Below are 21,639 nucleotides of genomic sequence, written 5' to 3'. Positions count from 1 at the left end.
GGCGATACTGCATTACACCCCCAAGGCCCCCTCATACATTCAACTCGGTGGTTCATGCCAAAACAAGGGGTTTCTGAGAATAAGCTAAGTATTTCTATAAAATTTCATGACTGTACTCCTTTTGGCTGATACAGCACACTAAAGGGGGATTGACTAGTGTATTTTCCATTGACGACTGAAGGGTCATTGCCTGGATGCACCATAGTTTGCATGACAGTACCCCGAATCTCCATAATCCCGATCCGTAGATTTATTTCTTTTTCCACAGAAGCCATGTGCGTTTGAGTGGACAGTCAGGTTAGCTTTTGGAACGCGTAGGCAAAAGCAAATCGGACCGCCAGTGCCTTCTTCAGTCGGACGTATTTCCGCAGTTATCAACAAGACCTGATCGATCCACCAGACGCTGCAGCTGCCTTTTGAATGTCAAGATCAATGAGGCACCCCCTCCACGCGACTCCCACCGCCTGGGCTCCCAAACAGTCCAATAACCGCGCGAGAGCTACCCGATTCGTTCAAACTCGCGCATTCCAAAACGCAGACGACGGCACGCTGTCCGAGAAACTATGCATACATTCCGGACGTGTGGGGTCCGTTCCTTACACCATTCAAAAGCTTCGCCTACCGCAATGCCGACCCGTACATGTTCTTCGATATCGATACGGGAACAGGCGAGCTAGCGAAAACCGGTTGCGACCGGTAGGAAACACCGAGCCGAGTTCCTGCCTAAGTCACCAGATGCTCAGGTCTTCATGCTGAGCGTCCGCGGTCCCGCAACCGTGCTCCCTCTGCCGCCTCGGATTGCAAACTGACCTCTCAGTCCGAGCAGAAAAGACAGATTGACTAGCCACCCATGGCCAACGCTGAAAAGATGGGGCTAGCAGATGGAGATTCACCGGGCTGATAGCCGTCCAACTCGTCACGGAATCACAACTGGTTGGCTGAGCTACAGCAGCAGACGCACCAGCGGGGTCGCGATCAGGATGGTCAGTGCGACGCGGATGAACCAGATGATGACCATGTCGCGCAGGCGCAGTGGAATGCTGGTGGCCAGCAGGCAGGGAACCAGCGCGGAGAAGAAGATGATCGCCGAGACGCAGACGATCGCGACCACCATGCGCAGCTCGATGGACTCATGCCCGGCGGCCAGCGTGGCGGGCAGGAACATCTCCGCGATGCCCGTCGCCGAGGCTTTGCCGACCAGCAGCGGATCCTCCAGGCCGACCACCCAGGCGAACGGCACGAACAGGTAGCCCAGCCAGTCGAAAATCGGGGTGTAGCGGGCCAGCAGCAGCCCGGCGAGCCCGACGGAGAGAATCGAAGGCAGGATGGCCATGGCCATCTTCAGCCCGTCCCAGATGTTGTCCCGCATATTCTTGCCGAAGTTCGGGGCGCGGCCCACCGCGGCGAGCGCTTCCTTCCACGCGGTGGCCGCGCGCCGCCCGGAGATCTTCTGCTCCGCAAGGTGCTCGACGCCCAGATAGGTCTCATCCTTGATTCTGCTCAGCGGCGGAATGCGCACGGTGATCGCGGTGACGGTGAAGGTGACCGCCAGCGCGAGCCAGAAGTACAGGCTCCAATGCTCCATCAGGTCCAGCGCCTTGGCCACGATGATCATGAAGCTGGCGGAGACCGTGGAGAAGCCGGTGGCGATAATGGCCGCCTCGCGCCCGGTATAGCGTCCGCCACGGTACATCCGGTCGGTAATCAGCAATCCCAGCGAGTAGCTGCCCACGAAGGAGGCGACCGCGTCCACCGCGGAGCGTCCCGGGGTGCGCCACAGCGGGCGCATCACCGGCTGGCAGAAGATCCCTAGGAATTCCATCAGCCCGTAGCCCACCAGCAGCGCCAAGAAGATCGCGCCGATGGGAACGATAAGCCCCACGGGGATGACCAGCTTATTGAGCAGGAACGGGCCCATGCTCTCCTCGGTCAGCCACCCCGGTCCCCCGCCGAAGATCAGCACCGCGCCCACCGCGAGCCCCACCACGTTGGCGAAGGCGAAAACCATGCGCAGCTTCGAGGCCTTCCACCCGCCGTTGCTGAACGGCAGGATGGTTCCCGCCAGCAGCAGCGCCAGGATGTAGAACGGCACCGCGGGCCCCAGCGAATTGCGGATGAAGGTCACCAGATGGTCAAGGGGAATCGTGCTTGTGCCGTTGAGCGTAATCGGCACAAAAAACATGGCGATGCCGATGAGGCTGAAGACGATGAACTTGGTGACGTGGGAGAACCGCGCGGGTTGCGTAGTCACTGATTCGGATGCCATGGCAGACCTGTTTCTCGTTGGCTGGAGGGAAGCACGCGGCTGCCTCGGGTCAAGTATCAATAACACCCGATTCAGCTTCGAAAATGTGACCCGCAGCTCACCAACTGTCCGAGACCCCAGACTTTGCGGGCAAAGCCGGAGGCTGCAGAGAAATGGCCCAGGGCGCACCCCGCTGGGTGCGCCCTGGGCCATTGGCATTGTGGTGATTTCTAGCGCCTGCGCGCCGCAACTCGTGCCAGGATTTCCTCTTCGGCCTGCGGGCCCGGCTTGATGCCGCCCGGAACCTTGACGAAGAACACCGCGCCCAGCACCCACCAGGCACCGAAGATCACCCACGGTTCCCAGCTCAGCGAGGCGGGCATGCCCGGCATGTAGAGCATGAACAAGGCCGCGGTCAACAGCACCGAGGCGTAGCCGATGATTTCTCCTCCGCGCCCCTTGCCCGCCACGCGCAGCGGGCGATCCATTTTCGGCTCGCGGCGGCGCAGGATCAAGAAGGTCACCGAGACCAGGAAGTAAGCGATGATGATGCTCGGGGCGCCGGAATCCACCAGCCAGCCGAGCATCTCGGCTCCGAAGAACGGAGCGAGCAAGGAGATCCCGCCGATGAACATCAGCGCATTGGCCGGGGTCTGGTACTTCGGGTGCAGCTCGCCGAACCAGGCCGGAAGCATGCCGCCGCGCGCCATCGAGTAGACCAGCCGCGAGGCGCCCAGGAGCAATGAGTTCCACGAGGTCAGGATTCCGGCAAGGCCACCAGCGATCAGCACCTTGGCCATGATCTCCGAATTGAATAGCGCGCCGAAGGCATCTGCGGTGGCAATGTCTGCGCCGGCCAGCTGGTCCGCAGGCATGGCCGAGGCGGTGGTCAACACGACCATCACGTACCACAGGGTCGCCAGCACCACGGAGATCACCACCAGCTTGCCGATCTGCTTGGCCGGGATCTTCACCTCTTCGGCCGACTGCGGGATCACGTCGAAGCCGATGAACAGGAACGGCACGGCCACCAGCACCGCGAAGAAGCCGCTCATGCCCGGGGTGAAGAACGGCTCCATATTCTCCGCCGAACCGTTGGTGGCCGAACCGAAGATCATCAGCACGCCGATGGCTAGCAGGAAGAGCACGATGAAGGTCTGCACAATGCCGGCCTGCTTCACGCCACGGATATTGATCCAGGTGACGAGCACGCCGGCGGCCACACCTACCAGCGCCCAGGTGAGGTTCACTTCGAACCCCGCCACGGTCCACAGCGGGATCTGGCTCATGCCGGGGAAAATGTATTCCACGGTCCGCGGGAAGGCGACCGCTTCGAAGGCCACGATGGTCACGTAACCGCCGATGATCCCCCACGAGCCAATGAACGAGGTGCGCGCGCCTAAGGCGCGGAGGATGAAGTTGTGCTCTCCACCGGCCTTGGGCATAGCCGCGGTGAGTTCGGCGTAGGTCAGGCCCACGATGGCCATGATGGCGCCACCGGCGAGCATCGCGCAGATGGCGCCCATGGTGCCGGCGTTATCAAGCCAGCCTCCGGTGAGCACTACCCAGCCGAAACCAATCATGGCGCCAAAGCCCAGGGCCAGCGCGTCCCAGTTGCCTAAGGTCTTCGCCAGGGTGGTTGGCGATGCCGATGAGTCGGCGGTATTTCTGCTCATGTTGCACTTCCGTGTTGATGGAACGAAGTAAGGATCGTTAGCCATTGTCCGGCCCATCACAGGCGCGCATTCCACAGCTCACAAAATCATGGTAACCCCAAGCGGTGAACGGTAGATTAAACGCGATAAACGGAGGTTTGATACTCCGGATTACTTCTTGTGTTTCAGCGCCAAGGCGAAGATGACGGCCAGAATCTGCAACAGCACCACGCACAGCACTAACGTGGTCCAGCCGTAGTGCATGAAGGGAACCCCGATCAGCCAGCCGAGCAGCGAAGAACCCACATAGTAGAAGAGGTTGTAGAGGCTCGCGGCTTGGGCCCGGGTGGCGGGTGCAAGCAACGGCACCCAACCGCTGGCCACCGCATGCGCGGCAAAGAAACCAGCGGTGAAGATCACCATCCCCACGATGATCACCACCAGGTTTCCGGGCAGGGTCAGCAGCAGTCCAGCCATGCTCAGCACAATGCTCAGCAGCAGCGCCCCGCGCCGGCCTATTTTGGTGACCAGTCGGCCACTGGCCACCGCAGACCAGGTCCCGGACAGGTAGGCGATGAAGACCAGGGAGGCCAGCGACACCGGCACCATGAATGGAGGTGCCTCCAACCGGAAGGCCAGGAAATTGTAGACGGCGACAAATCCGCCCATCAGCAAGAAGCCCTGCAGGTAGAGCAGCGGCATGCCTCCGCCGAGCGCCCGCTTGAATTTGCCGAGGATCGGTCGCAGCCCGCGTTGCTCGGTCGGGATGAATCCGAGCGCTGCAGGGGCCTTGAGCAGAAAGAACAGCGTGCCCACGGCCGCCATAAGGCTGACCGCTGCGACGCCCCAACGCCATCCGGCTGGTTCCCCCACCCAGCTGGCCACCAAGCGTCCGGCCAACCCGCCAAGGGTGGTGCCGGAAATGTAGGTACCGCTGGCCAGGGCAACCGCGCGTGGGGTCAGCTCGTCGGCAAGGTAGGCCAGGGCGCTGCCCGGAACACCGGCCAGCGCAATGCCTTCGAGGAAGCGGACCACGAGCAGCGGTTCGAAACCGCTCATCATGGAGCTGGTTAGGCCGAGGACCACCGAGGCGAGCAACGCAATCGCGATGACCCGCCTCCTGCCAATACGGTCCGAGATGATGGCCCACGGAGTGACGGCGAGCGCCAGGCCAAGGGTGGCCGCGGAGACGGTCAAGGCCGCCTGGGATGAACTGATGTTCAGCTCACCGGCGATGCTCGGCAGCAGGCCCTGCACCGAGTAGAGCTGGGAGAAGGTGGCAACGCCGCTGGCGAACAGGGCCAGCAGCATGCCGCGGTAGGGAACCGAATGCGGTTCGTGCCCGGTAAAACTCAACCTAGACGCCGGTCGGAAGCAGCGGGTAGACCAAGTACAGCATGAGCAGGGCCATGGCGTTGTTGATGAAATGCAGCAGGTAAGCGTAGGCCAGCGACTTGCCCGAAAGGATGTAGGCCAGGGACATCAGAATGCCGAGCATCAGGTAGGGCAGAACCTGGACGATCGAGGAGATTCCGCCTCCATTGAGGAAGTGGATTCCGGCGAAAACCAGGGTGGAAATGAGCGCGCACACCCAGATATTGAGCTTGCGCGAAAGCTTGCCGATCAGCAGGTGGCGGAAGAGGTACTCTTCGACAAAGGGCCCGAAAACCGCGGTGACTACGAACATCACCGGGAGCGGGACGGCGGTGGTCATGCCCTGCAAGGCTTCCTGATTTTCGCTGATCTGCGGTCCGCCAAAGATCGTTGTCACGATGGCGGAGAAGATGATCGTCAGCAGCCAACCACCGGGAAGCATCAGCCATTTGGCCCACGGGTAGTACTTCATGGTTTTAAAGGAGTCGAAGAAGTGCGCTCCGCACTGGACCATCGCCAGGATGAAGAAGCTGGTGTAGAGAATCAGATTGATTCCGAAGAGGGCTTGCTCTTCGGTTTCGAAGGCCGTGAAGTAGCCCGGGATCAGCCCAATGAGTGCCGCTCCGCCGAAGACGAAGAACACGATGTAGGAACCCACCGTCCACCAGTCACCGCGGGTCATCGCTCCGGGGTCGAATACCCGTTGCTTGCGGCGTGGCAGGAAATACTGCTGTGGGTAGGGCGGGGGCTGCTGCATGTTCCTAGCCTATCCAGTGAGCGCACCGCCCCTTGCATTCACGGCCTGGGTTCGCCGTTGATTCCTATGAAAAGCGACTCAATCTACCCGCAAACGCCACCGGCCGGCCACACCAAACTTTGGTGTGGCCGGCCGGTGTAATTCGAGGAGTTACTTCGCTGCCTCGGCGGTCACCAGATCGGAGAAGATCTTCGAGTAGCTCACCCCGGCAATGGCCGCGCCGATCAGCGGGGCCACGATGAACAGCCAAACCTGGCCGAGTGCTTCCGGCCCGGCAAACCAGGCAACACCCAAGGACCGAGCCGGGTTGACCGAGGTATTGGTGATCGGGATGGAGATCAGGTGAATCAGGGTCAGCGACAGGCCGATGGAAACCCCGGCGAAACCTGCCGGCGCACGCCGGTCGGTTGATCCGAGAATCACGTACAGGAAGATCGCGGTCAACACGATCTCGGCAACCAGCGCGGAGACCAGCGAGTAGCCGTCCGGCGAGCGGTCGGCATAGCCGTTTGAGGCAAACCCCGACTCGGCGGCGTTGAATCCGTCTTTTCCGGAGGCAATGGCCAAGAGCACGGCGCCGGCCACCGAAGCGGCGATGACCTGGGTGATCATGTATGCAGGAACCGCCTTCCACTCCACCCGCTTGGCCAGTGCAGCGCCCAGGGTGACCGCTGGGTTGAAGTGCCCACCGGAGATATGGCCTACGGCGTAGACCATGACCAGCACGGTCAGACCAAAGGCAAGGGCTACACCGAGGAAACCGATCCCCATATTGATGGTGTCGCCGTCGAGGACCTGGGCGGCGAAGATCGCCGAACCGCATCCGCCGAAGACCAGAACGAAAGTGCCCAGGAACTCTGCGGTCAACCGCGAGCCCATGGTGGGTGATGATGACTGTGACATGTTTGTCTCTTTCTAGGAGGAATTGCCGCCAGATAGCCACAGTCTATGCGTTGGTCTGCACAAATTATAGAAACAATTGGCAAAAAATCTACGAATCGTTCTGGTGCACCAGCAGAATTCGTTGATACGGTGGCGCGGCCCCTTGGCCTGGGCGCAACAGTTGCGGAGGACGATGCCAAGAGGAAATGCTATGAACCGATCAAAAAGCGCGCACAATGTTCTGAGGAACGACTGCGAACTGTTGGCTTAGCCCTTGTCGTCCATATTTCCTCGGTATAGGTTGATAACCCACGTTCCTCTTCACTGCGAAGGCAACCACATGTCATTTCAGGCCTACCTCGATACGATTGAAACCAAGACAGGGCTCACCCCACGGCAGCTGTTAGCACAGGCAACAGATCGTGGATTCGGTTCCGCCACCAAAGCGACTCCGATTATCCAGTGGCTCAAGGAAGAACATGGATTGGGGCGCGGCCATGCCATGGCCATGGTTCATGTGATCACCAAAGGTACACAAATCAGCGACAAGCATGTTGCTAGCGGCGGAGTACACGCAGATGCCAGTAATACATTGTGGCTGGATGGCAAAGCTACAAACCCAAACGCCACTTAATGAACTCATTCTCTCCAAAGCCCTGGAGCACGCCGGGAAGTCGAAGGGCCGCAGCGCGAGCTTTCACTCGAAGCAAAGCTCGGACAGAAATCCGAATTCGCGGAGCAGATACGCAGCTTTCGGTCTTTACCGGTGAGGAACCAACCAAGCTGACATGAATCCGCCGGTCTCAGCCCGGTGTTGTCTGCTGAATCCTGCCACGCCTAGAATTCCGGCGGTTTAGCCAATGACCTGTGCAGCTGCGTCTCGGTAATCGCTGAGCACCGCAGCAAGTCCGCTAGCTTTCGGAATTTACGCGAGAAGCGTTTTCAACTCGTTGATTCTTCCTTTACTGGCCTAGCCAAATGAACGAGAACCTACTTGGCTGCGGCGATGAGCGGATCCTTGGCTAGTTCTTTGCCGAGCTCGGGAGCGAGCGAACGAGCAAAATCTTGAGTCAGATTCGACTGGTCGAAGTAGGTAAGCAAAGAGCCAATGACCGCAAAGCAACGCTCCGCGGTGCAGATACCGTTCGTCAGGTCAGCATGAACGATACCTTCCGGAACGGTTTCGCTGTCCAATGCCTTCTTCAGGTTGTGCCGAATGGATAGCCCCCCTGGACGCGAGCAACGGAGCAAGACTGCGGGTCATTGGGATTCGCGGCCACGCATGTGGGCACATTCTTGTTGCCAAGTCGAGGAACTTCCTGCAAAACCGCAACTATCTTGCCCTTGTCGGTCCATGAACTCCAGAGGGCGGTAAACCCTTCGGTCTTTTGATCCGCGAACTCGTCGCCGGGCGGGGAAACCCACTGGCGCTTATTGCCTTGGGCTGCCACGATCACCGCATCCAGAGTTTTATCGTTGGCCAGCTTTGGTCCTAATTCCCGAATCGATTCGGCACACAAGCGTTCGGCTTGGCCACTGAGCAGTTCGGCTTGCTTCGGTGCGGAAAGGGATGGCGAGCAGCCTGAACGGATATGGGTTTCGAGCTGGCAACCGGCGCTGCCTGGATACCGGCGAAGCAGTAAGCGATAGCAGGTAAGCTCCTTTGCCGATGACTCAGTCGCAACCCTGCTCACGGCGCTGGGCTGCGGCTGGGGCATCAGTACCAGCGGCGAGCCGCTGCAGGCCGGGGGCGCGCTGCGTTGTGAGACGGCCCAACGCGCGGCACACCCAACGATGGGACGCCAGACCCACACGCAAGCCCCGACCATCAGGCCCTGTTAGCGGATTTTCCCATAAGAAAAGTGGCCCATTTCTCCGAAGAATTCCTTCGAGGAAATGGGCCACCTGCTCCGTGCGACGACCTAGTTTTTCTCGTCCTTGCCGGTAGCTTCCGGCGTCACGGCGCCCGCAACAGGTACGCCACCGGTGACCGGAACCGCGGCGGTATCCGGATTCGCATCCACATCCTCGGCCGGCCCGGCAAACTGCGACTGGTACAGGTTGTAGTAAGCACCCTGGGTAGCCAGCAGTTCCTCATGGTTGCCCTGCTCCACAATCTTGCCCGCTTCCATCACCAAGATGGTGTCCGCGTCACGGATGGTGGACAGGCGGTGGGCAATCACGAAGCTGGTTCGGTCGCTGCGCAGCGCCGCCATGGCCCGCTGCACCAGCACCTCCGTACGCGTATCCACCGACGAAGTAGCCTCGTCCAGGATCAGCAGCGAAGGGTTCGCCACGAACGCGCGGGCGATAGTGATCAGCTGCTTCTCACCGGCGGACACGTTGGTGCCCTCTTCGTCGATGAGCGTGTCATAACCGTCCGGCAGGGCACGCACGAAGCGGTCCACGAAGGTCGCCTTCGCGGCCTCGATGACTTCCTCATCCGTGGCGTCCAGCCGGCCATAGCGGATGTTTTCCATAATGGATCCGCCGAACAGCCACGCATCCTGCAGCACCATGCCAACCTTCGAGCGAAGATCCGCGCGGGACAGCTGGGTGACGTTGACGTTGTCCAGCATGATCCGGCCCGAGTTCAGCTCGTAGAACCGCATCACCAGGTTCACCAGCGTGGTCTTGCCCGCGCCGGTAGGACCGACGATGGCCACGGTGTGCCCCGGGTCCGCCTCGAAGGACAGGTCCTCGATCAGCGGCTGCTCCCGATTGTAGGAGAAGCTCACATTTTCGAAGGAGACGTGCCCGTCGGTGCGTTCCGGAAGCTGGCGCTGGGCATCTTCTGGATCCTGCTCGTCGGCGTCCAGCAGTTCGAAGGTGCGCTCGGCCGAGGCGACGCCGGACTGCAGCATATTCGCGACGCCGGCAATCTGGCCCAGCGGCTGGGTGAACTCTCGCGAGTACTGGATGAATGCGGTGGCATCGCCCAGGGACATCGACCCGGAAGCCACGCGCAACCCGCCGACTACCGCGATGCCCACGTAGGACAGGTAGGACACGAAGTTCATCACCGGCATGATCATGCCGGAGACGAACTGCGCGCCGAAGCTCGCCTTGTACAACTCTTCGTTGCGCGTGGTGAAGCGCTCCACCATGTCGTCCTCGCGGCCGAAGACCTTCATCAGCTCATGGCCGGAGAAGGACTCTTCGATCTGCCCGTTGAGCGCACCGGTGTTCTTCCACTGCGCGGTGAACAGCTTCTGCGCCTTGGAGCCGATAATGCCTGCGCCCACGCCGGACAGCGGCAGCGCCACCAGGGCAATGAGCGCCAGCTGCCAGGAGACCACGAACATCATGATCACGATGCCGATGACGGTCATCAGCGCCTGGACCAGCTGGCTCAGCGCCTGCTGCAAGGCATTCTGGATGTTGTCCACGTCGTTGGTCACGCGGGAGAGGATGTCCCCGCGCTGCCGGCTGTCGAAGTAGTTCAGCGGAAGCCTGTTGATCTTGTCTTCCACATCCTTGCGCAGGTTGTAGACCACCTTCATGACTAGCTTGTTCAACAGCCAGCCCGAGACCCAGGAGAAGATCGAGGCCACGAAGTACATGGCCAGCACGATCAGGATGTACTGCGAGAGCTGGGCGAAATCGATGCCCTGCCCGGGGACAAATTCCACCCGGGAGAGCATGTCCGCCTGGGAGTCCTGCCCGGCATCGCGCATCCCCTGAATGACCTGCTCGGCGGTGGTTCCCGCGGGCAGTTGCATGTCCTTGCCGATCAGCCCGGCGAAGATCACGTCCATGGCGCGGCCCAGGATCCGCGGTGCAATCACCGAGAGCACCACATACACGGTGATCAGCGCGAAGACCACGCTCATGCCCACCTTGTAGGGGCCCATCAGGCCGATGAGCCGCTTGGCCGAAGGCCAGAAGTGCTCGGCCTTGCGCACCGGGGTTTCCTCCCAGCCTCCGGAGGCCGCGGCCACCTCGAACTCGTCTACCTCGGCGAGGTCCGCATCGACTTCGGCGAGCTTCTCGCCGCCTTTTTTCTTCGCTGCCATTTAGGCCACCTCCTCCGCACTGAGCTGGGATGAAACAATTTCTTGGTAGGTTTCCGAGGACTGAAGAAGTTCTTCGTGAGTGCCTCGGGCAACGATCGCCCCATGCTCCAGCACCAGGATCTGGTCTGCCCCGGTAATGGTTGACACGCGCTGGGCAACGATGATTACCGCGGCGTCCTTGGTCGGTTCGTCCAGCGCCGCACGCAGCTTGGCGTCGGTGCTCACATCCAAGGCGGAGAACGAATCGTCGAAGAGGTAGGTATTGGGTTTCGCGGCCAACGCGCGGGCGATGCACAAGCGCTGGCGCTGGCCGCCGGAGACGTTGGTGCCGCCCTGGGAGATCCTCGAGTCGAGCTTCTCATCGCGGGCGGCGACAAAATCATCTGCCTGGGCGATGCGCAGCGCTTCCCAGAGTTCTTCCTCGGTGGCTTGCTGCGCGCCGAAGCGCAGGTTGCTTGCCACGGTTCCGGAGAACAGGTAGGGGCGCTGCGGAACTGCCGAAATATTCTCCGAGAGCAGCTCGCGGCCAAGGTCGCGCACCGGAATGCCGCCGATGAGCACCTCTCCCTCGGTGGCGTCGTAGAGCCGCGGGATCAGGTTCAGCAAGGTGGTCTTGCCCGAGCCGGTGGACCCGATGATCGCGGTAGTCTCACCGGGCTTGGCGAGAAATGATACGTCGGAGAGCACCGGGGCGTCCGCACCGGGGTAGCCGAAACTGACGTTGCGGAATTCAACGGTGCCCGGGGTGGGCAGTGCGACGCCATTGTTCGCCGCGTCGACCATGCTCGGATCGCTGTCGAGCACCTCGCCGATGCGATCGGCCGAAACCATTGCACGCGGGACCATCATGGCCATGAAGGTACCCATCATGACCGCCATCAGGATCTGCAGCAGGTACTGCAGGAATGCGGTCAGCGCACCGACCTCGACCTGGCCGTTGTCCACGCGATGCCCTCCGAACCACAGCACGGCCGCGGTGGACAGGTGCAGGATCATCGAAATGGCGGGGAACATCAACACAAAGAGATTGCCGACCTTAACCCCGAGGATGGTCAGCTTCTGGTTGGCATCGGCATAGCGTTCGGTTTCGTGCTGCTCGCGCACGAAGGCACGCACCACGCGGATGCCGGTGATCTGCTCGCGCAGCACGCCGTTGATCCCGTCGATGCGCTTCTGCATATCGCGGAACAGCGGCATCAGCTTGATCACCAGGATGCCTACAACAACTAGCACCAGGGGAACTGCAACCCAGACGAGCCAGGACAACCCCGGATCCTCGCGGATGGCCATGACCACGCCACCGATGGACATGATCGGTGCGGTGATCATGAAGTTCAACGCCATCAAGGTGAGCATCTGGACTTGCTGCACGTCGTTGGTGCCGCGCGTGATCAGCGTGGCGGCACCGAATTTGTTCACGTCTTGAGCGGAGAAGGTGGAGACCTTCTCAAAGACCGACTGACGGATGTCCCGGCCAACGCTCATCGAGGTCTTGGCCCCGAAGTACACGGCGCCGATCGCCGTGGCAACCTGTATGAAGGCGACTACGAGCATGATTCCACCGGTTCGCCAGATGTAGTCGACGTCGGCGTTGACCACACCGGTGTCGATGATCTTGGCGTTCAGGCTTGGTAGGTACAGCGTGGCTATCGTGGTGGCCAGCTGCAAGATGACTACGGCGGTTATCCAACCGGCGTAGGGTTTGCTGTGTCTGAGGATGATCTTCAGAAGCATGAGGTATTGTCCTTACTCCATCTGCACCGAAAACATCCTGCACCTTCGGATTAAAGGCAGGGTGTTTCGAGCGCGATTGTCAGTCTAACCCGTGCTACCGACAGTGAATATCATCCTTGCGATTGATTTTTGCCAATCATTAAATTTTTCCGAATTCCCGGTGAATATCTGCGCATGGTGGCGTTGATCGTAGCGTGTGCACCTAACAGCGGAATGCGCCCGAATGAGGCCCTCGGCCTGCCCGGCGAGCTCGCTGAATCAACGCGGTCGAACAACACCCATTAAAACCCCCGCTCGATACCTTGCGCCGCTATTTCAAAGAGGTTGTTGACTCGCGAACAACGAGCTTGGTCTCCAGCTGAAAAGGGTGGGCAAACCTGCCCGGATCATCGACTAACGCCAGCAGCCGCTCCACGGCAATTTGCCCCATCGAATCCAATGGCTGGCGCACCGTGGTCAACGGCGGAGACATCCACAACGCAGCAGCTACATCGTCAAAGCCAACCACACTGAGCTTCTGGGGAATTCCAACGCCCAGTTCCTCCGCCGCACGCAGCACACCCAGTGCCACATCATCCGAAACCGCAAAGATCGCAGTCGGAGGGTTCTTTGCATGCAGCATTTTCAACGCTGCGGCACGTCCAGATTCAGGCCTGAAGCTACCGCCGGCAATAAGGGATTCATCAACAGGAACGGCGGCTTCTTGCATTGCGGTGCGGAAGCCTTGCAGTCGCTCGCCTGCCGGCACGGAATGACGAGGGCCGCTAGCGAATCCGATTCTTCGGTGGCCCAGAGCAAGCAGATGCTCGGTTGCCTGCTTTCCACCTTGCCAGTTGGTGGCTCCGATGGAGACCATATGCTCCGCGTTGGGGGCGGAGGGGTCAATGACGATCACCGGCAGTTCATGACTCCGGCACCAGCGGACCTTGCTGTCCTCCAGGAAGGTCGTAACAAGAATCAACCCGGCCACACCGCTCTTCACCTGCTCGCGAAGCCAAGCCATCGACAGCACATCGTGCCCCCGAGCCTCCCCCTCGATACAGGTATTCACCAGGTCCACCCCAGCACGCTTCGCAGCGCGGATCGCCCCATTCAGCACCGTTGCCGCATAAGGGCTGTCGAAGTGATCGAACACGATAACCACTCGCTTGCTTCCATTGTTCGCTTTCGAACGAGGGCGGGGCGCATATTCCAGATCTTCGGCAATTGCCGCAATTTTTCGACGCACGGATTCACTGACGTCCCCGCGATCATTAAGTGCCTTTGAAGCCGTAGACATTGACACACCTGCGGCTGCAGCAACGTCCTGAAGGCGAATACCCACAGAGCCACCTCCTAATCATGCGTTCCGCCGAACGCTCAGCACCCGACTGACATCATCTGTGATGCACGACATAATATATCGCAAATCTGTCAAGAAAATCTACGAAACTTTCGCCATGAGTCTACGGAACAAATGAACGAAAATGAGAATTCCACGCACCCTCCCCACCTATCCCGGCCGAAAATTTGGGAACCCGACGTTTCGGCCAATTCCCCTTGACGAGACCTAGGCCACACTATAACCTTTCTCCACCGTCGCTAACTTTCCGAAACTTTCGTTCATACGTGTCGGTTGAACGTTGTCTCTCCCCTGCCAAGCAAAGGAATCCCGCAATGCGCAACGCCAAGAACTTGCCCTCCTCTTCCTCGCGGAAATTCAGCACCCCTCGACGGCTGCTGGTTTCTGCTGCCATGATTGCCCCGCTGGCCTTGGCCGCCTGCGGGGGCGCACAGCCGGGCGGAGAAGCCAACGGCGAATTCTCCGCTTGGGCACTGACCGGCACCCAGCAGAACGCATTCAAGGATTCCTTCGCCCAGTGGAATGAAAGGAATCAGGAACAGCCCATCGCCGCCGATTTCTTCGCCAACGATGCCTATAAGGAAAAGGTCCGCACCGCCGTCGGTGCCGGCAACGCCCCGACCCTGATTTTCAATTGGTCCGGTGGCACCCTGGCTGACTATGTGGCCAACGGCAATGTGGTGGATCTGACCGGCAAGGTCGATGCGCTGGAAGAACGTGCCATCGAGGCCATCGAGAAGACCGGTGAAGTTGACGGCGTGCAGTACGCCGTCCCAAATAACAGCACCCAGCCAGTGGTGCTCTACACCAACAAGAAGCTCTTCGAACAGGTAGGCGTCGAGGCCCCCGCCACCTGGCAGGAAACCCTCGACGTGGTCAAGGCATTCAAGGCCGAGGGCATCATCCCCTTCGCTGTCGCCGGACAGAGCCAGTGGCCCTACCTGATGTGGATCGCCTACCTGACCGACCGCATCGGCGGCCCGGAGGTCTTCCAGGCCATCCAAAACAATGAACCCAATGCCTGGAGCCACCCGGCGGTCACCGAAGCATTGACCAAGATCCAGGAGCTGGTCGAGGCCGGCGGCTTCGGCGACTCCTACGGCTCGGTGGTCGCCGACGCCAACGCCGACGCCGCCCTGGTCCACACCGACAAGGCCGCCATGCTGCTGCAGGGTTCCTGGCTATACGCCGGATTCAAGGCCGATGCCCCGCAGTGGTATGAGGAAGAGAATCTGGGCTTCGCACCATTCCCAACCATCGATGGTGGCAAGGGCGATCCATCAAATATCGTGGGCAACCCAGCCAACTTCTGGTCGGTTTCGGCCGATGCCTCCGAAGAAGCCCAGCAGGCGGCCTTCGAATACCTCAACGACTACACGCTGAACGAAGAATCGGTTAAGAGCTTCATCGGCCTGGGCCTGGTGCCTTCGGTTGACGGCGCCGAAGAGGCCATTGCCGCCAGTGAGGACGCAGGCTTCCTGGGCTACGCCTACCAGTCGGTACAAAGCGCACCCAATTTCCAGCTCTCCTGGGACCAGGCTCTGGCCCCCGACCAGGCCCAGGTCCTGCTGACCAACCTGTCGCAGATTTTCCAGGGTTCCATCACCCCGGAGCAGTTTGTAGAAGCAATGAACGCAACCATTAAGTAGCCCCCATGCTGATGAAATCCCATACCGCACCCGTGCGTTCGCGCCGACGGCTCGGCACCAACATCGGCCCGAGCACATGGCTGCTGGCGCCCGCGCTCATCTTCTTTGCCATCTTTGCCCTGGTTCCGCTGTTGGGCGTGGCCGTGCTCTCGTTCATGCACTGGGATGGGCTTGGCACCCCATCCTTCGCAGGCCTGTCCAACTGGCAGCAAACCTTCACCAACCCGGTCACCCTGAACGCCATGTGGCTCACCTTTGCCATGACCGTGCTGTGCTACCTCACCCAGGCACCGATCTCCATTCTGGTTGGCGTGTTCATGGCCGGCGAGCAGAAGTACCGTGCCGTGTACTCGGTGCTCTACTTCCTTCCGCTGCTGTTCTCTGCAGCCGCCGTGGGCATCGCCTTCAAGGCACTGCTGGACCCGAATTTCGGGTTGTCCAAGGCCTTCAACATTGCGCTGCTGAGCCAGGACTGGCTCGGCAGCACCGACCTGGTCTTCTACGTACTGATTTTCGTGATCTCGTGGTGTTTCGTTCCTTTCCACTCGTTGCTGTACCAAGCAGCCGTTAAGCAGATTCCCACCTCCATGAATGAGGCGGCCATGCTCGACGGGGCCGGACGTGTGCGCACCTTCTTCTCGGTCACGCTCCCACAGATCAAGTACACGGTCATCACCAGCTCCACCCTGATGATTGTCGGGTCCCTGACCTACTTCGATTTGGTGTTCGTCATGACCAACGGCGGCCCGGGCAATGCCACGCGCATCCTGCCGCTGGATATGTACCTCACCGGTTTCCGCAGCTACCAAATGGGTGCGGCCAGCGCCATCGCGGTGATCCTGGTGGTGGTGGGCTTGGCGGTCTCACTGTTGCTGAACAGATTCAGCGGCACCGACCAGATGGAAAGCCAGCAGGAGGGCGCCTAATGAAATCGCAAATCAAAACCGGGTACGCGCCGAACGTTCCCGGCGGCCTCGCGGCGACCTTCTGGTTGCTGGTCACCGTAGTGCCGATCTACTACATCGTGGTCACCAGCCTGAAGCCGCGCCAAGAGTACTTCGGGTCCAACCCGCTGGCGTGGCCCCAGAATCTCACCTTCGAAGCGTACGGCAGGGTCCTGGAAAACGACTTCGCACTGTATTTCTTCAACTCTGCGCTGGTCACCGTCGTGTCAGTGGGCGTGGTGCTGATCATTTCGCTGCTGGCCAGCTACGTGATTGTGCGCAACCGCGGCGCTTTCGCGAAATTCAGCCACCGGCTGTTCCTGTTGGGCATTGCGATCCCCATCCAGGCGACCATCATCCCGGTCTATTACATGATCGTGAAAATGGGTCTGTATGACTCGTTGCTGGCATTGATCCTGCCGAGCATCGCCTTCGCCATTCCGATCAGCGTCTTGATCCTGACCAACTTCCTGCGCGATGTGCCTTCCTCGCTCTACGAGGCAATGACGCTGGACGGTGCCAGCCACTGGCAGATGTTCCAGTTGCTGGTACTGCCCTTGTCCAAGCCGGCCATCATGGCCGTAGGTATCTACAACGCATTGCAGGTGTGGAATGGCTTCCTCTTCCCGCTGGTCCTGACCCAGAGCTCGGAAGTGCGCGTGTTGCCACTGTCCCTGTGGACCTACCAGGGCGAATTCGCGGTAGACATCCCAGCGGTGCTTGCCGCAGTGGTCCTCTCCTGCGTCCCTCTCCTCGCTGCCTATATTGTCGGCCGCCGCCAGCTGGTGGCAGGCCTGACTGCTGGCTTCAGCAAGTAACCCCCAAAAAAACTTCTGTAAAGGAACCTTGTGAACTACGAGAATTCGATCTGGCGTGACACCGGCCAGCCTATTTCCACCCGCGTCGAGGCATTGATGGCCGAGATGACAATCGAAGAAAAGGTCTCCCAGCTCGGTTCCTTCTGGATTCGACCGGCAGAGCGCAATAGCAATGGTGAAGGCAATGTGGCCCCAATGGAGAACACCTTCTCCAAGGACCAAGCCAGTTTCGACACCGAGATTGTCGATGGATTGGGACAGATCACCCGCGCTTTCGGTTCAGCCCCGCGTGATCCGGCCGCGGGCCGGGCACGTCTGGCCGAGCTGCAGCGCAAGGTCGTGGCGGCAAACCGCTTTGGCATTCCGGCATTGGCTCATGAAGAATGCCTGACCGGCTTCACCACCTTGGGTGCCACCTGTTACCCCGCCTCGATTGCGTGGGGTGCCAGCTGGGATCCGCAATTGGTCAATGAGATGGCCACGCGCATCGGCGCGGATATGAAGAAGGCCGGAGTGCACCTCGGGCTGTCCCCGGTGCTTGATGTGGTGCGCGATTACCGCTGGGGCCGGGTAGAAGAAACACTGGGCGAAGATCCGCATCTGGTCTCTGAGCTGTCCACCGCCTATGTGCGCGGCATCCAGAACTCCGGTGTCCACGCCACGTTGAAGCACTTCGCCGGATACTCCGCCTCCCGTGCCGGACGCAACCACGCCCCGGTGACCATTGGGCATCGTGAATTCGAGGATGTCATCCTTCCTCCCTTCGAGCGTGCGGTGCGCGAAGCCGGTGTGAAATCGGTGATGAACTCCTATTCCGATATCGATGGCGAAACCCCCGCGGCTAGCCACCGGCTGCTGACCGAAGTGCTGCGTGAACGCTGGGGCTTTACCGGCACCGTGGTCTCGGACTATTGGGCCATCAGCTTCCTCGAGACCATGCACCGGATTGCCAAGGACCAGGATGAAGCGGGCATTGTTTCACTAGCCGCCGGCATGGACGTGGAACTTCCCGAAACCAATGCCTTCCGCAATCTGGCCCAAGCCGTGGCCGACGGCCGGCTCAACGCCGAAATACTGGACACCGCGGTGCGCCGCGTGCTGGTGCAAAAAGCCGAGCTCGGGCTGCTCAATGCGGATTGGTCGCCGGAAGCGGATTGGGAAGGCGATCAGGTTGATTTCGACTCGGCAGCCAACCGCGCCCATGCAGGCAAGATGGCCGAAGAATCCATCATCCTGCTTAAGAACACCGGGCTGCTGCCGCTTGGTGGGCCATCGGCCCCGGAATCCATCGCCGTGGTGGGCCCTTCGGCCACCCAACCGCGAGCCCATCTGGGATGCTACTCCTTCACCAACCATGTGCTCTCGCGCTTCTTCGGCGAAGATGTGCATGGCATCGAATTGCCTACGATCCTTGATTCGCTGATCTCGGCTCCGGCGCTGGCCGGAGCCGAGATCAGCTACAAGCGCGGTGTCGATTTCACCGATATGGATGACAGCGGCATTGCCGCCGCGGTAGCGGCGGCTCGCGCGGCCCAGGTGGCCATTGTGACCGTGGGTGACCTCGCGGGCCTCTTTGGCCGTGGCACCTCCGGCGAGGGTTGCGATGTGGTGGATCTTTCGTTGCCGGGCCGGCAGGCTGACCTGGTGGAAGCCGTTCTGGCTACCGGCACTCCGACCATTTTGGTCTTGGTGACCGGACGCCCGTACTCCCTCGGTGCCTTCGCGCAGCGGGCGGCCGGAATTGTGCAGGCATTCATGCCAGGTGAGGAAGGCGGACCGGCTCTCGCTTCGGTACTGACCGGAGATGTCAATCCTTCGGGCAAGCTGCCGGTGCAGATTCCCGATCATATTGGCGGACAGCCGGGCACCTATCTCCAACCCCCGTTGGGTTGGTACTCCGATGGTGTCTCCAACCTTGATCCACGGCCGCTGTATCCCTTCGGGCACGGGCTGTCCTATACCGATTTCGAGCTGCGCGATCTGCAGATTTCGGATGCGGAAATCGCCAATGACGGTACCGTGGACATCTCGGTGACGCTCACCAACACCGGCGATCGTTCGGGAGCGGAGGTCATCCAGCTCTACCTGCGAGATGAGGTCGCCTCGGTAGTTCGGCCCCGTCGCTGGCTGACCGGCTTTGCGAAGGTGGCGCTGAAGGCTGGCGAGTCCAAGCGCGTGAGCTTCACGGTGCATGCGGATCGCACCTCGTTCACCGGGCTGGAGAACCAACGCATTGTGGAGCCCGGCAGCTTTGCCGTGGAAGTTGGCAACAGCAGCGAGGAATTGCCGTTGACCGGTTCCTTCACGATTGCTGGAGAGGTACGCGAAGTGCCCGAAGGAAGAGTCATGGATACGCCGGTGCAGGTGAACGCCGTGGATTCACCCCATTTCCAGGAAGCTGCACCCAGCGGGGCCTAGCTTCGCCGGCGAATAGCTATTCGCTGCTGTCTTCCACCGCTCGCCGCCCGACACCTTCAAGATGCTTTTCCATGGCTGCTCGGGCGGCTTGCGGATCCCCGGCCTGGAAGGCCAGCAGGATCTTGGTGTGTTCGGAGATGGCGCAGTCAGCATCCGTGACGCCGCGTCCGGCGAAGAGCCGGAAGCGCTGCACCTGTCCACCCAGGGCCTGGAAGGCAGTGAGCAAAAAGGGGTTGCCGGTAAATTCTGCGATGAGTCGGTGAAAGTCCTCATCGGCTTTCCAGTAATCCCGGAATTCGCTGTAGGACCCGCCGGTCGGCGCGGTTCGCAACCGCTCGATGGTGTCGGCGAGCTGCTCCACCATTTCCCCGTCAGCCCGGGCGCAGGCCAATTCCGCATTCTCAGCTTCGATAAGTTTTCGAACGGCTACCAGCTGGCCATGTTCCTCTGCCGTCATCAAAGGAGCCACCCGATAGCCCTTGAGCGCAGCACGGCGCACCATCCCGGTATGTTCCAGCCGCGCCAAGGCTTCTCTCACCGGTGTCGGCGAGACACCTAGATCACGGGCAATTCCGTCGATGCTCAGCGCGGCATTAGCCTCAAACCGCCCATCAATCAGGGCAGCGAGGAGCTCCTCATACACGCGATCGGCCAGAACCTGGCGTGAGGGCAGCGAGGTTTGGGAAAAGACGGAGGCCATCAAACCATCATATATTCGTCGGCATTCATTGGCGCTACTTTCAGGTCGAACTATTGACACGGATCACACTTTCCTAGATCCTATAGGAAATAGGATTCAAATATTGGAGGCAGAATGCCCTATACAGCAGCCGACTGGCCGATCACCGCAGCCCTACTGCAGTTCCCCCACGAACTGCCCGCTGGTGGCACAGTCCAAGAAGCCGACGCATCGGTGTGGTTGGACGTTTTCACCGAAGTTCGCGAAGCCGGATTCACCAACGTTGATCTCTTTGATGGTTGGGTCCGCCCCGGAGACCTCAGTGCACAACGCCTCGATGAGCTCAAGGCCACCGCGCAAGCCGCCGGCGTCGGCGCACCAGCCATTTCGGCCATCCGACGCAGCGTGATCGATGAAAAAAGCTGGGAAGGCAACCTCGCCTACAGCCATCGCACCCTCGAAGCCGCCGCCCATTTGGGTTGCGAAGTCGTCTCCTTCGGATTGCATCAGGCCCTGACGCCCGCCCAGCGCGAACAACTGTGGTTCTGGACCGTTGAAGGACATCAAGATCCGGTGGGCGATAGTGAAACCTGGGATAAAGCGGTCTCCCGAATCCGCGAACTCGGCACCCATGCGGCAGAACTTGGCCTCTTGATCTCCTTGGAAATGTACGAAGATACCTACATCGGCACCGGAGACTCGGCCGTGCGCCTGCTGCAGGACATCGATCTTCCCAACGTCGGGCTCAACCCGGACTTGGGCAATCTGGTTCGGGTGCACCGCCCCATCGAGGACATCCATGAGCTCATCGCCAAGACCATGCCCTATGCCAACTACTGGCATGTAAAGAACTACCAGCGCGATGAAAATTTGGCCCGAGGCCATTTCTCAGCCATGCCAACCCCGCTGGAAACCGGCGTGATCAACTACCGCGAAGCCTTCAAGGTAGCCCTCGAAAACGGCTTCCAAGGCATCATCTGCACCGAGCATTACGGCGGAGACGGACTGAGCGTCAGCGCCACCAACCAGCGCTACCTGCGCGAGCAGATCCTGCCCAAAACCACCGGCTACCAGCTCGGCACCCCGCTCGTAGCCCAGGGCCGGCAGCAACTCCAAACCTCCTAAC

The 21,639-nt window shown here is 60.4% G+C and carries 17 protein-coding genes; 6 read left to right on the top strand and 11 right to left on the bottom strand.

The window, feature by feature from the left end; all coding sequences use genetic code 11:
• Window positions 1-943: 943 nt before the first annotated feature.
• From CQ017_RS04365 to aqpZ, 5 genes are all read right to left on the bottom strand, one after another.
• Window positions 944-2,266 (bottom strand): YjiH family protein, encoded by a 1,323-nt coding sequence (locus CQ017_RS04365; RefSeq protein WP_105552683.1) that lies wholly within the window; start codon window positions 2,264-2,266, stop codon window positions 944-946.
• Between the two features lie 209 nt (window positions 2,267-2,475).
• The gene (locus tag CQ017_RS04360) at window positions 2,476-3,921 is read right to left on the bottom strand and encodes an APC family permease (RefSeq protein ID WP_105552682.1); all 1,446 of its coding nucleotides are present in this window, start codon (window positions 3,919-3,921) and stop codon (window positions 2,476-2,478) included.
• Between the two features lie 150 nt (window positions 3,922-4,071).
• Window positions 4,072-5,256 carry an MFS transporter gene (locus tag CQ017_RS04355; RefSeq protein WP_105552681.1) on the bottom strand — a complete coding sequence of 395 codons (1,185 nt, stop codon included), beginning with the start codon at window positions 5,254-5,256 and terminating at the stop codon, window positions 4,072-4,074.
• Between the two features lies 1 nt (window position 5,257).
• The gene (locus CQ017_RS04350; RefSeq protein ID WP_096286147.1) at window positions 5,258-6,031 is read right to left on the bottom strand and encodes a CPBP family intramembrane glutamic endopeptidase; all 774 of its coding nucleotides are present in this window, start codon (window positions 6,029-6,031) and stop codon (window positions 5,258-5,260) included.
• A 150-nt stretch (window positions 6,032-6,181) separates the two neighbouring features.
• A complete protein-coding gene (gene aqpZ / locus CQ017_RS04345) occupies window positions 6,182-6,934 on the bottom strand; it encodes an aquaporin Z (RefSeq protein WP_105552680.1) in 753 nt (250 codons plus the stop codon).
• 319 nt (window positions 6,935-7,253) lie between these two features.
• On the opposite strand from aqpZ, the gene CQ017_RS04340 reads away from it, so the two are divergent.
• Window positions 7,254-7,547, top strand: coding sequence for a DUF4287 domain-containing protein (locus CQ017_RS04340; protein ID WP_105552679.1), 294 nt, complete (start codon window positions 7,254-7,256; stop codon window positions 7,545-7,547).
• A gap of 356 nt (window positions 7,548-7,903) precedes the next feature.
• On the opposite strand, the gene CQ017_RS04335 is transcribed toward CQ017_RS04340, so the two are convergent.
• The 5 genes from CQ017_RS04335 to CQ017_RS04315 all read right to left on the bottom strand — a co-directional run bounded on the left by CQ017_RS04335 (window position 7,904) and on the right by CQ017_RS04315 (window position 13,987).
• Window positions 7,904-8,107, bottom strand: a complete 204-nt coding sequence (locus tag CQ017_RS04335) for a hypothetical protein (protein ID WP_105552678.1) — start codon at window positions 8,105-8,107, stop codon at window positions 7,904-7,906.
• Between the two features lie 8 nt (window positions 8,108-8,115).
• Window positions 8,116-8,631 carry a hypothetical protein gene (locus tag CQ017_RS04330; RefSeq protein WP_146113349.1) on the bottom strand — a complete coding sequence of 172 codons (516 nt, stop codon included), beginning with the start codon at window positions 8,629-8,631 and terminating at the stop codon, window positions 8,116-8,118.
• A 204-nt stretch (window positions 8,632-8,835) separates the two neighbouring features.
• Window positions 8,836-10,929 carry an ABC transporter ATP-binding protein gene (locus CQ017_RS04325; protein WP_105552676.1) on the bottom strand — a complete coding sequence of 698 codons (2,094 nt, stop codon included), beginning with the start codon at window positions 10,927-10,929 and terminating at the stop codon, window positions 8,836-8,838.
• Complete coding sequence (locus tag CQ017_RS04320; protein ID WP_105552675.1) at window positions 10,930-12,663, bottom strand: ABC transporter ATP-binding protein; 1,734 nt, start codon at window positions 12,661-12,663, stop codon at window positions 10,930-10,932.
• Between the two features lie 310 nt (window positions 12,664-12,973).
• Window positions 12,974-13,987 (bottom strand): LacI family DNA-binding transcriptional regulator, encoded by a 1,014-nt coding sequence (locus CQ017_RS04315; protein WP_258133486.1) that lies wholly within the window; start codon window positions 13,985-13,987, stop codon window positions 12,974-12,976.
• A 332-nt stretch (window positions 13,988-14,319) separates the two neighbouring features.
• Between CQ017_RS04315 and CQ017_RS04310 the strand changes: the two genes are divergently transcribed.
• The 4 genes from CQ017_RS04310 to CQ017_RS04295 are packed head-to-tail and all read left to right on the top strand — an operon-like array spanning window position 14,320 to window position 19,834.
• Window positions 14,320-15,654 carry an ABC transporter substrate-binding protein gene (locus CQ017_RS04310; RefSeq protein WP_105552673.1) on the top strand — a complete coding sequence of 445 codons (1,335 nt, stop codon included), beginning with the start codon at window positions 14,320-14,322 and terminating at the stop codon, window positions 15,652-15,654.
• A gap of 5 nt (window positions 15,655-15,659) precedes the next feature.
• Window positions 15,660-16,580: a carbohydrate ABC transporter permease gene (locus CQ017_RS04305; protein ID WP_219843913.1), complete on the top strand. Its 921-nt coding sequence runs from the start codon at window positions 15,660-15,662 to the stop codon at window positions 16,578-16,580.
• On the top strand, window positions 16,580-17,416 hold the full coding sequence (locus CQ017_RS04300) for a carbohydrate ABC transporter permease (RefSeq protein WP_105552672.1): 837 nt from the start codon (window positions 16,580-16,582) through the stop codon (window positions 17,414-17,416). The genes CQ017_RS04305 and CQ017_RS04300 overlap by 1 nt, the downstream gene beginning before the upstream one ends.
• A 30-nt stretch (window positions 17,417-17,446) precedes the next feature.
• Window positions 17,447-19,834 carry a glycoside hydrolase family 3 N-terminal domain-containing protein gene (locus tag CQ017_RS04295; RefSeq protein WP_308729553.1) on the top strand — a complete coding sequence of 796 codons (2,388 nt, stop codon included), beginning with the start codon at window positions 17,447-17,449 and terminating at the stop codon, window positions 19,832-19,834.
• Between the two features lie 16 nt (window positions 19,835-19,850).
• Here CQ017_RS04295 and CQ017_RS04290 read toward each other — a convergent pair whose 3' ends face one another.
• Window positions 19,851-20,534 (bottom strand): GntR family transcriptional regulator, encoded by a 684-nt coding sequence (locus CQ017_RS04290; protein ID WP_105552671.1) that lies wholly within the window; start codon window positions 20,532-20,534, stop codon window positions 19,851-19,853.
• A gap of 114 nt (window positions 20,535-20,648) precedes the next feature.
• Between CQ017_RS04290 and CQ017_RS04285 the strand changes: the two genes are divergently transcribed.
• Entirely contained in the window at window positions 20,649-21,638 is a 990-nt protein-coding gene (locus CQ017_RS04285; protein ID WP_105552670.1) for a sugar phosphate isomerase/epimerase, read from the top strand.
• Window position 21,639 lies beyond the last annotated feature (1 nt).

The sequence above is a fragment of the Arthrobacter sp. MYb224 genome, from assembly GCF_002975455.1.
Lineage (GTDB): Bacteria > Actinomycetota > Actinomycetes > Actinomycetales > Micrococcaceae > Glutamicibacter.
This window is presented reverse-complemented; position numbering and strand designations above follow the sequence as displayed.